Source organism: Halomonas sp. BC2 (genome assembly GCF_002078115.1).
In the GTDB taxonomy this organism is placed as follows: Bacteria; Pseudomonadota; Gammaproteobacteria; order Pseudomonadales; family Halomonadaceae; genus Vreelandella; species Vreelandella stevensii.
Genome location: NZ_LFGT01000012.1, coordinates 119,137 through 127,658, shown reverse-complemented (window position 1 = coordinate 127,658; position 8,522 = coordinate 119,137). Strand labels below are relative to the sequence as shown.

Below are 8,522 nucleotides of genomic sequence, written 5' to 3'. Positions count from 1 at the left end.
ACGCGCCAGCAGGGTTGCCTGCTCTGGCGTGGGGTAGAAGCGGTATTTATAGGCGCGTTCGGTTATCATATCTTACAAATTATCGTGCTTTATGTAAGATTACAAGGCACAAGGCACAAGGCGTCCTGCCGGACGCCGCGCTATCCATCCTCGCACTCAAAGTACGAGGTTTTACGCGCTGACTGATAAAAAAACCCCGACCATCGCTGGCCGAGGCTTTATCAGGTCCTCCCTGATCCCACTTCACGAACGTCCTGTCCATGCATCCTTGTGCGCCGCAAGCACTCCCTGCTTGCACTTCCTTGTAACGCTGTCCCTGCGTCATGGGCACACAGTGCGCCTTATAGACGTCGAGTTATCTAACCTGGGATATGAAAAGTTAAAAAGTTTTTATGGGCGGGCCGTGATAAATATCAAGCGCTGGCTTGCGATTGGTTTTAAACCAAACATACAATCATGCACGTTTCTCTCACATTCTGGATGCTTCCATGCCGACTCGCTCCCTGATTTCAAGCCGTTACTCTCGCTCCCACTTACGCCCCCTAGGCTGCCTGGTAACGCTCGCCTGCATGGCCCTGGCCCCCATGGCGCTGGCCGACCAGTGGCGGGGCAGCGTGGGCGCGGGGATTGCTTACGCCCCTGATTATGCCGGTAGCGACGACTACGAAGCCCGCGCACTGCCCGTACTGAACCTGGCCTATGGCGACCAGCTGTCCATCAATCTGCGCGATGGCATCGAGTGGCACGCCTTGCGCCAGGGCAACTGGAGCGCCTCGCCCTTTATCGGCTACACCTTCGGCCGCGATAACAAGGGTGACCTTGGCGCCTTCGAAAAAATCGATGGTGGCGCCACGCTGGGCTTGCGAGTCGGTTACCAGGATGGGCCCTGGCGCTACAGCGTGGCTGGCAGCCGCGCAGTGACCGGCGACATGGAAGGCGCCACGTTCTCGGCGAGCGCCACCCTGCGCACCCCGCTCAGCGAGCGTTTGCTGCTGGTGCTATCCCCCAGCGTCAACTACTCCAACGAGCGCTGGACTCAATCTCTGTATGGAGTTTCCGACCAGGATAGCGCCCGCAGCGGAGTGGCCACCTACGCACCGGATGGCGGCTATTGGCGGCTGGGCGCAAACGCCAGCCTGAGTTACGCCTTGACCCCTGAGTGGACAGCCACCGGCTTCGTCGGCGCTACCCGACTGACCGGCAACGCCGCCGACAGCCCGATCGTCGATGCGCTGGGAAGCCCCTGGCAGGCGCTGAGTGGGGTATCACTGACCTACCGTTTCTAATACACTAGCGTCTGGGACCCACACGCCAAATGGATTGCCCTCGAACCAGGCCATGAAAAACGTTATGGAAAACCGTCTCGAGCACTTTCGCATGAGGCCCTTGCTGAACCGCTTGTCGGGCACGGGCCTACTGCTTGCCACGCTCTTTTTTGCCTTTTCACTCACCCCAAGCCTGGTGCCCCGCCCCTTGCTGGCTCAGGGCATCGTCTCCGGGCTCAGCGTCACGGCGGGGTATGCCCTGGGCGTCATTGCGCGCACGCTGTGGCACTACCTGCACCTGCCAGAGCCCAGAGCCGCTGTAGAGCGCACGCTCAAGCAGCTGGCCGCCCTGGTCGCGCTGGTGGTGTCGGTGATTTTTCTATGGCGCGCGGCCGAGTGGCAAAACAGCATTCGCGAACTGATGGAGATGGACCCCACCAGCGGCACACGCCCGCTGGCCGTGGCGCTGATCACCATGGGGGTCTTTCTGAGTCTGCTGCTGGTCGCGCGGCTGTTCAAGCGCACCTTCAAGCTGCTCTCGTACAAGCTTGCCCATGTGCTGCCCCATCGCACGGCCCAAGTGCTGGGCATCGTCTCCGCCGTGGCGCTGTTCTGGCTGATCATCGAGGGCGTCATCTTTTCTTACGCACTACAGGTGGCTGACCGCTCCTACCAGCAGGTGGACGAGCTGATGCAGGATGACCTGAGCCCCCCGCAAGCGGCCAATGTGCCCGGCAGCGCCGAGTCGCTGATCAGTTGGGAAGCGCTGGGTAGCCGGGGCAGGCGCTTCGTCACCCAGGGCCCTACGGCCGAGGATATGGAAGCGTTTCTGGGTGAGCCCGCGCTCGACCCCATTCGCGTCTATGTCGGGCTCAACGCCGCCGAAACCGCCACTCAGCGCGCCGAGCTGGCCCTCGAAGAGCTAATCAGAACCGGCGGGTTCGAACGCTCGGTCATGGTCATCGCGACCCCCACTGGCCGCGGCTGGATCGACCCTCGTTCCCAGCACAGCGTGGAGTATCTTCATCGCGGCGATATTGCCACGGTGGCCGCCCAGTACTCGTATCTACCCAGCCACCTGTCGCTGATCTCCGAAGCAGAGTACGGCGTCGAGAGTGCCCGCGCGCTGTTTTCGGCCATTTACCGCTACTGGAGCCAGCTGCCAAGCGATGAGCGACCGCAGCTTTACCTCTTTGGCCTGAGCCTGGGCGCGCTCAACTCGGATCTATCCTTCGATCTTTACGATATCATCGACGACCCCTTTCAAGGCGTGCTGTGGAGCGGCCCTCCCTTTCGCAGCGACACCTGGCGCGCCGTGACCGCCGACCGCGATCCGGGTTCCCCCGCATGGCTACCCACGTTTCGCGAGGGCGCGGTTGTAAGGTTCATGAACCAGACCCAAGGGCTGGAGGAAGCCGCTGCCCCATGGGGAGATTTCCGCATTGCGTTTCTGCAATATGCCAGCGACCCCATCACCTTTTTCGAGCCTGCGGCGTTCTGGCGAGAACCCGAGTGGATGCGTGCACCTCGTGGGCCAGATGTTTCTCCAGCGCTACGCTGGTACCCCGTGGTGACCATGCTACAGCTGCTGGTCGACCTGACCGTGGGCAGCGCCCCCGACGGCTATGGGCATGAAATCGCCGCCGAACACTACATCGATGCCTGGGCAGCCCTCACCGAACCCGACGGCTGGGATGCTGAGCAATTGCAGCGCCTGCGCGATCATCTGACGCGCTGACGATAACCCATTTCACCGGCAGGCTATTTAGCCTGCTATTTTTGTGCCGACTGTAAAATTATAAACATTTGTTAAATATACACTTTATGATCGAGTAGCAGCATTTCTGTACTATTCAAGTACAATAAAAATACAATTTTATCTTGTACATTAATTGTCACTCACCTATAGTTCAAAGCGTTCGCGGCAGGGATACCGCGTGACAAGGGAATGTGCGCTTAGGATGAGCGAAGACGATTCAAGGACCGAGCAAGCTCAGGACGAGCTTTCGTCAATCAGGGAAGAAGAAGTACCGCAGTACACGGACTGATCCTTCAGCACGCTCTGTACCGCGATGAAAAAAGCGTCCTCATTCGTGAGTGCGCTTTTTTTTATGTATCCTCCCCATGCCCCTTTCAGCAGGAAACCAGACCATCTCATCCTAGGCTAACAATAATGAAGAATTATTTTGGGTTGTTTGGTAAATTACAGACTGACTTAAAACTGAAAAAAGAGAGAAGGGAGCATGAAAAAATTTCTATTAACATCGCTCGACTTAGCGTCACCAGCTCATCATAGCCAAGGCGTTGGCCAAAAGCTTTCAGCAATTGTGATCCAGCTGTTCTGTAGCGCTATCTTTGCAGTCATGGCTGGAGTAATAATAATACCAGTAATGTTTTTAGGAATTGCTGTTATTTCTATGATTGCTACAGGTTCACCGTTCACAGGAATCGGAATAGCTTGGAACTACACACTGTTTTACTCCATGGTAAGTGGCGCTGTCTGTGGTATCGGCTTTTTTCTCTTCCCTTATGTAGGCAAATTCTTTATGGGAGACGAATTAGACGAAAGAAAAAATACATTTGAAAAGCTCAAAGAAACAAAAGGGTTCAAAAACGCTGAAGAATACAGTGGCAAGAATTTTATCATCATGGCAAACACTGAATTGTCCCAAGCACTGGTTGTATGGAACGGGAAGTTTGCAGACAAGCTCGACTATACAATCCTGACACCAGATAACATCATTGAGTCGTCAGTATATACCGACGATATGACCGTATCCAAAGTGACCTCAGGTGCCGTAGGGAGCATAACCGGCGCTGCTGTTGGTGGTCTTTTGACAGGTGGAACCGGTGCCATAGTCGGTGCCATTGCAGGAAAACGCAACAAATCAGAATCAGAAGTGAGAGTCAGCAAGGTAAGTATAAGCCTAACAATGAAAGATCCAAAAAGGCCCCATGCAGAACTCATATTGCATAAGCCCCATAACAAGGAAGACAAAGGCTTGAAAAAGGGAGACTGGCTTTTAGAGCACTACATTGATACTGCAAATCATTGGCAAGCCGTGATGAAGAATATCATGGATGCAAAGAACAACAACGTGAGCTGATCCGGTGACTTCAAAGATAGATGCAAGCTACACCTTTAAACCCATAAATCGCCCTGCCAGCCGCAGGGCTTTTTTACACAATCAATTCTGTGCTATTTGCTAGCAAGTTAGTAGCTTATAAGCGTTTCATTAATGGCGGGCTGTATGGTGGGTAAAACAGAAAACCAGCCGTAAGCGGCTGGTTTTTCTATGTTCTTGGCGGAGAGGGAGGGATTCGAACCCTCGAAGCCTTTCGACTTACACACTTTCCAGGCGTGCTCCTTCGACCACTCGGACACCTCTCCACATTGTGTGCTCTGCTGCAGGGCGTTGCCTTTCTCAACAGAACGGCGCATATACTATGCGTTAAGCTGTGAAATAGCAAGCCTTTTTCACATCAGGGCTTTTCACGTCAAGGGCTAGGCAGCACGGCATAGCGGCTGCTGGCTTCCAGACATAGCGTGTCGCCGCAGTAGAGCTGCTGGCTGAGCGCGATGCTGCCTTTGCCGCGCTCGCGCAGCCGTTCTGCCAGCGTTGCGGGGCCGTCGCTGCTGCTGGGCGTACAGATGAGACGGTAGTCGCCGGTCACCGGGGCGACGAAGCGCTGGCTGGCCTCCGCCACGACCACGTCTTGTGCCCTTCCCTGCTGGCGCAGCCACAGGGTCACCCAGCACCATCCTTGCAGGGTGGCTTGTGCCGCCAAGGCACCGCCGAAGCCGGTGCCTTTATCATTGAGGTTAGGCGCCAGCGCCAGGTGCCAGGTCAACGCGTCGTTGGCGTGGCTCACGTCACTGATCCCCAAGGCTCCCACCATGGGAATCGCCTCGCCCAGCCAGCGGTGGAAGGCGTGCAGGTCTTCCTTGCCTTCTGGCAGCGGTAGACGCGGGTGCGGTAGGCCTGGCTGGCGTGACGGGCTCATGGGGGCTCCTCGGCGGTTAAGCGCTCAATCCCAGCGTTCGACGAAATCGGCGGCGTTATGCTCGGGTACCGGCTTGTGACGACCGGCCAGGCTGCCCAGGTAGATGAACGCGACTACTTCATCCTCCTTGTCCAGCCCCATGCCCTTGCGCACCACCGGGTCGAAGGCATACTTGCCGCTGCGCCACATGGCGCCCAAGCCCAGGGCGTGTGCGGCCAACAGAATCCCGTGGGCAGCACAGCCCGCTGAAATGACCTGTTCGACCTTGGGCACCTTGGCAATATCTGGCGTCACCTTGGCAATCACGGCGATCACCATGGGCGCGCGCAGGGGCTTTTTGCGGGCAGCGTTCAGGGTGTCATCGCTGGCGTGCGGGTCTTCCTGGAACTCCGCTTCGGCGAACAGTTCTCCCAGGCGCTCGCGCCCTTCTCCGACGAACTCGATAAACCGCCACGGGCGTAGCTCCTTGTGGTCGGGGGCACGCAGGGCGGCGCGGTAGATGGCGCTGAGCTGTTCCGGGCTGGGGGCAGGCTCGGTGAGCTTGCCCATGGAGCTACGTTCGTGCAGCAGCGTAAGAGCGTCCATTGGTGTCTCCTTGTCCTGGGTCGGTATCACTGGCGCGCCAGGCGTAGCGGGCTGGGCGGCGCCATGCCCGGCGTGGCACGCCAGGGGCTGATGTCCAGCCCACCACGGCGCACGTAACGCGCCAGCACCAGCAGTGATTCTGGCTGGGCGTACTGCATGAGATCCGTGAAGATATGCTCGACGCAGTGCTCGTGAAAATCCTGATGCTGGCGGTAGCCAATCAGGTAGCGCAGCAGTCCTTCGCGATCGAGGCGCGGGCCTTTATAGCGAATCAGCACGCTCCCCCAGTCGGGCTGCCCGGTCACGGGGCAGTTCGATTTGAGCAGATGCGAATGCAGCGTCTCTTCCACGATATCATCGTGGGTGGTCAGGTGCTCGGCGCTGGGGGTGTAGTGGCTGACCTCGATATCCAGGTCGTCCAGGCACTCCCCTGGCAAGCGTCGCGGGGCCAGCGCTTCGTCATCCACCGGCAACAGCTCGACGCTGACCGGGGCACCCGCCGCACCGCTCAGGTCGCGCACCAGGATGGCTTCTACCTCGGCCTGGCTGGCAAAGCGCGTCTGGTTGAGGCTGTTGAGGTAGAGCTTCCAGGATTTGGACTCGATCAACTGCGGCGAGCTTGCCGGCAGCCGAAAGCGCGCCACCGCCACCACCGGCTTGCCGCGTCCATTCAGCCAGGAGACTTCAAAGGCGTGCCACTCGTCTTCACCCAAGAAGGGCAACGCGCTTTCTTCGATCCCCAGCGGCGCGCGATTGGCCGCCCGAGGAATGGGGTACAGCAGTGCCGCATCGTACTGCTCGGGGTAGGCAGAATCGCGCCCCAGCGGCGCGTGTTCCAGAGTATCAGGGCGGTGTGCCATGCAAAACGTCTCCATCAAACCAGGGGCCCTTGGGGCACTTAACTGCGTATACCTTTGCCACGCTCCAGCATGGTCAGCGCCACCATGAACAGCACCACGATGAACGCCATGATCGCCGTCAGCGCCCAGCCGACGGGAATGTCAGACACCCCCAGAAAGCCATAGCGGAAGACGTTGACCATGTACAGAATCGGGTTGAGCATCGAGACGCCCTGCCAGAAGTCCGGCAGCATCGAAATCGAGTAGAACACGCCGCCCAGGTAGGTCAGTGGGGTCAGAATGAACGTCGGCACGATGGAAATGTCATCGAACTTGTTCGCCAGCAGGGCATTGATGAAGCCACCTATGGAGAACAGCGCCGAGGTCAGCACCACGACCAGTATCGTGAGCAGCGGATGCTCCACCGTCAAGCGGGTAAAGAGCAGCGATACCAGCGTCACGATGAGCCCAACGCCCAGACCCCGGGCCATGCCGCCCAGAATGAAGCCGGAAAGAATCACGCTATTGGGCATGGGCGAGACCATCATCTCTTCCACCGAGCGCTGAAACTTGTTGGAAAAGAAGCTGGAAGCCACGTTGGAGTAGCTGTTGGTGATCACCGACATCATGATCAACCCGGGCACGATGAAATCCATATAGCTGAAGCCATCCATCTCACCAATGCGCGAGCCGATGAGGCTGCCGAAAATGATGAAGTACATGGCCATGGTGATCGACGGTGGCAGCAGGGTTTGCGGCCAGATACGGGTAAACCGCTTGATCTCCTTGAGCACCAGTGTCCACAGCGCGACCAGGGTTTGTGTGGCATTCATGCGTTGGCCTCCTGCTGCTCACGTTGATCCAGAGCCGCCTGGCTGCTCTCTACCATGGAAACGAACATCTCTTCCAGACGATTGGCGCGGTTGCGCATGGAAACCACCTGAATGCCCTGCTCACTGAGCGATGAGAACACGTCGTTCAGCTGCTGGCCTCGGTGAATGGCCACCGAAAGCTGGGAGGGCTCCACCTGGTGAACCTCGAAACCCGGCACCTGCGGCGCTTGCGCGACGGGAGCCGCCAGGTCCAGCAGGAAGGTTTCCGTGTCCAGCTCGGCCAGCAGCTCGCGCACGCTGGTGTTACGCACGATCTCGCCGTGATTGATGATGGCGATATTGCGGCACAGGCTTTCGGCTTCTTCCAGATAGTGGGTCGTCAGAATGATCGTCGTGCCTTCGTCGCGGTTGATGCGCCGCATATACTCCCACATGCTGCGACGCAGCTCGATATCCACCCCCGCCGTGGGCTCATCGAGAATCAGCAGCTTGGGGCGATGCATCAGCGCACGCGCAATCATCAGGCGGCGCTTCATGCCGCCGGAGAGCATCCGCGCGCTGCCGTTGCGTTTTTCCCACAACCCCAGGTCGGTCAGCAGCTGCTGGGCACGGGGCAGCGCTTCACTACGCCGCATGCCGTAATAGCCCGCCTGGGCCAATACGATATCCAGCACTTTCTCGAACTGGTTGAAGTTGAACTCCTGCGGCACCACGCCCAACTGGTACTTGGCTTTGGCAAAATCCTTGTCGATGTCGATACCAAAAATCGACACCTTGCCCGCGGTTTTCTGTACCAGGGAACATACCACGCCCAGAGTGGTGGATTTACCTGCCCCATTGGGGCCCAGCAGCGCAAAGAAGTCGCCCTGCTGAACGTCCAGATCAATCCCTTTTAACGCTTGAAAGCCGTTGCCGTACACCTTGGTAAGGCCACGGATCGACAATGCCGGTTCGGCCATGAACATGTCCTGTCAGCAAAATGAGAGCTTATGAAG

General features: G+C 58.0%; 9 protein-coding genes and 1 tRNA gene. 3 read left to right on the top strand and 7 right to left on the bottom strand.

Annotated features, from left to right (window positions below; translation table 11 throughout):
• Window positions 1-69 (bottom strand): helix-turn-helix domain-containing protein (locus B7L71_RS09490; protein WP_170919478.1); only part of this gene is annotated, 69 nt, incomplete at its 3' end.
• Between the two features lie 419 nt (window positions 70-488).
• On the opposite strand from B7L71_RS09490, the gene B7L71_RS09485 reads away from it, so the two are divergent.
• The 3 genes from B7L71_RS09485 (at window position 489) to B7L71_RS09475 (ending at window position 4,372) form a co-directional block, all read left to right on the top strand.
• A complete protein-coding gene (locus tag B7L71_RS09485; RefSeq protein ID WP_139790098.1) occupies window positions 489-1,286 on the top strand; it encodes a MipA/OmpV family protein in 798 nt (265 codons plus the stop codon).
• 52 nt (window positions 1,287-1,338) lie between these two features.
• Window positions 1,339-3,003: an alpha/beta hydrolase gene (locus B7L71_RS09480; protein WP_249273223.1), complete on the top strand. Its 1,665-nt coding sequence runs from the start codon at window positions 1,339-1,341 to the stop codon at window positions 3,001-3,003.
• A 505-nt stretch (window positions 3,004-3,508) separates the two neighbouring features.
• A complete protein-coding gene (locus tag B7L71_RS09475; RefSeq protein WP_081137524.1) occupies window positions 3,509-4,372 on the top strand; it encodes a hypothetical protein in 864 nt (287 codons plus the stop codon).
• Between the two features lie 196 nt (window positions 4,373-4,568).
• On the opposite strand, the gene B7L71_RS09470 is transcribed toward B7L71_RS09475, so the two are convergent.
• The 6 genes from B7L71_RS09470 to B7L71_RS09445 all read right to left on the bottom strand — a co-directional run bounded on the left by B7L71_RS09470 (window position 4,569) and on the right by B7L71_RS09445 (window position 8,486).
• Window positions 4,569-4,656, bottom strand: a tRNA-Ser gene (locus B7L71_RS09470).
• Between the two features lie 107 nt (window positions 4,657-4,763).
• Window positions 4,764-5,270, bottom strand: a complete 507-nt coding sequence (locus B7L71_RS09465; protein ID WP_016914462.1) for a YiiD C-terminal domain-containing protein — start codon at window positions 5,268-5,270, stop codon at window positions 4,764-4,766.
• A gap of 24 nt (window positions 5,271-5,294) precedes the next feature.
• The gene (locus B7L71_RS09460; RefSeq protein ID WP_039181222.1) at window positions 5,295-5,855 is read right to left on the bottom strand and encodes a nitroreductase family protein; all 561 of its coding nucleotides are present in this window, start codon (window positions 5,853-5,855) and stop codon (window positions 5,295-5,297) included.
• A gap of 26 nt (window positions 5,856-5,881) precedes the next feature.
• A complete protein-coding gene (gene queF / locus B7L71_RS09455; RefSeq protein WP_081137523.1) occupies window positions 5,882-6,715 on the bottom strand; it encodes an NADPH-dependent 7-cyano-7-deazaguanine reductase QueF in 834 nt (277 codons plus the stop codon).
• A gap of 38 nt (window positions 6,716-6,753) precedes the next feature.
• Window positions 6,754-7,527 carry an ABC transporter permease gene (locus B7L71_RS09450; protein WP_081137521.1) on the bottom strand — a complete coding sequence of 258 codons (774 nt, stop codon included), beginning with the start codon at window positions 7,525-7,527 and terminating at the stop codon, window positions 6,754-6,756.
• The gene (locus B7L71_RS09445; RefSeq protein ID WP_016914466.1) at window positions 7,524-8,486 is read right to left on the bottom strand and encodes an ABC transporter ATP-binding protein; all 963 of its coding nucleotides are present in this window, start codon (window positions 8,484-8,486) and stop codon (window positions 7,524-7,526) included. The genes B7L71_RS09450 and B7L71_RS09445 overlap by 4 nt, the downstream gene beginning before the upstream one ends.
• Window positions 8,487-8,522: the final 36 nt, after the last annotated feature.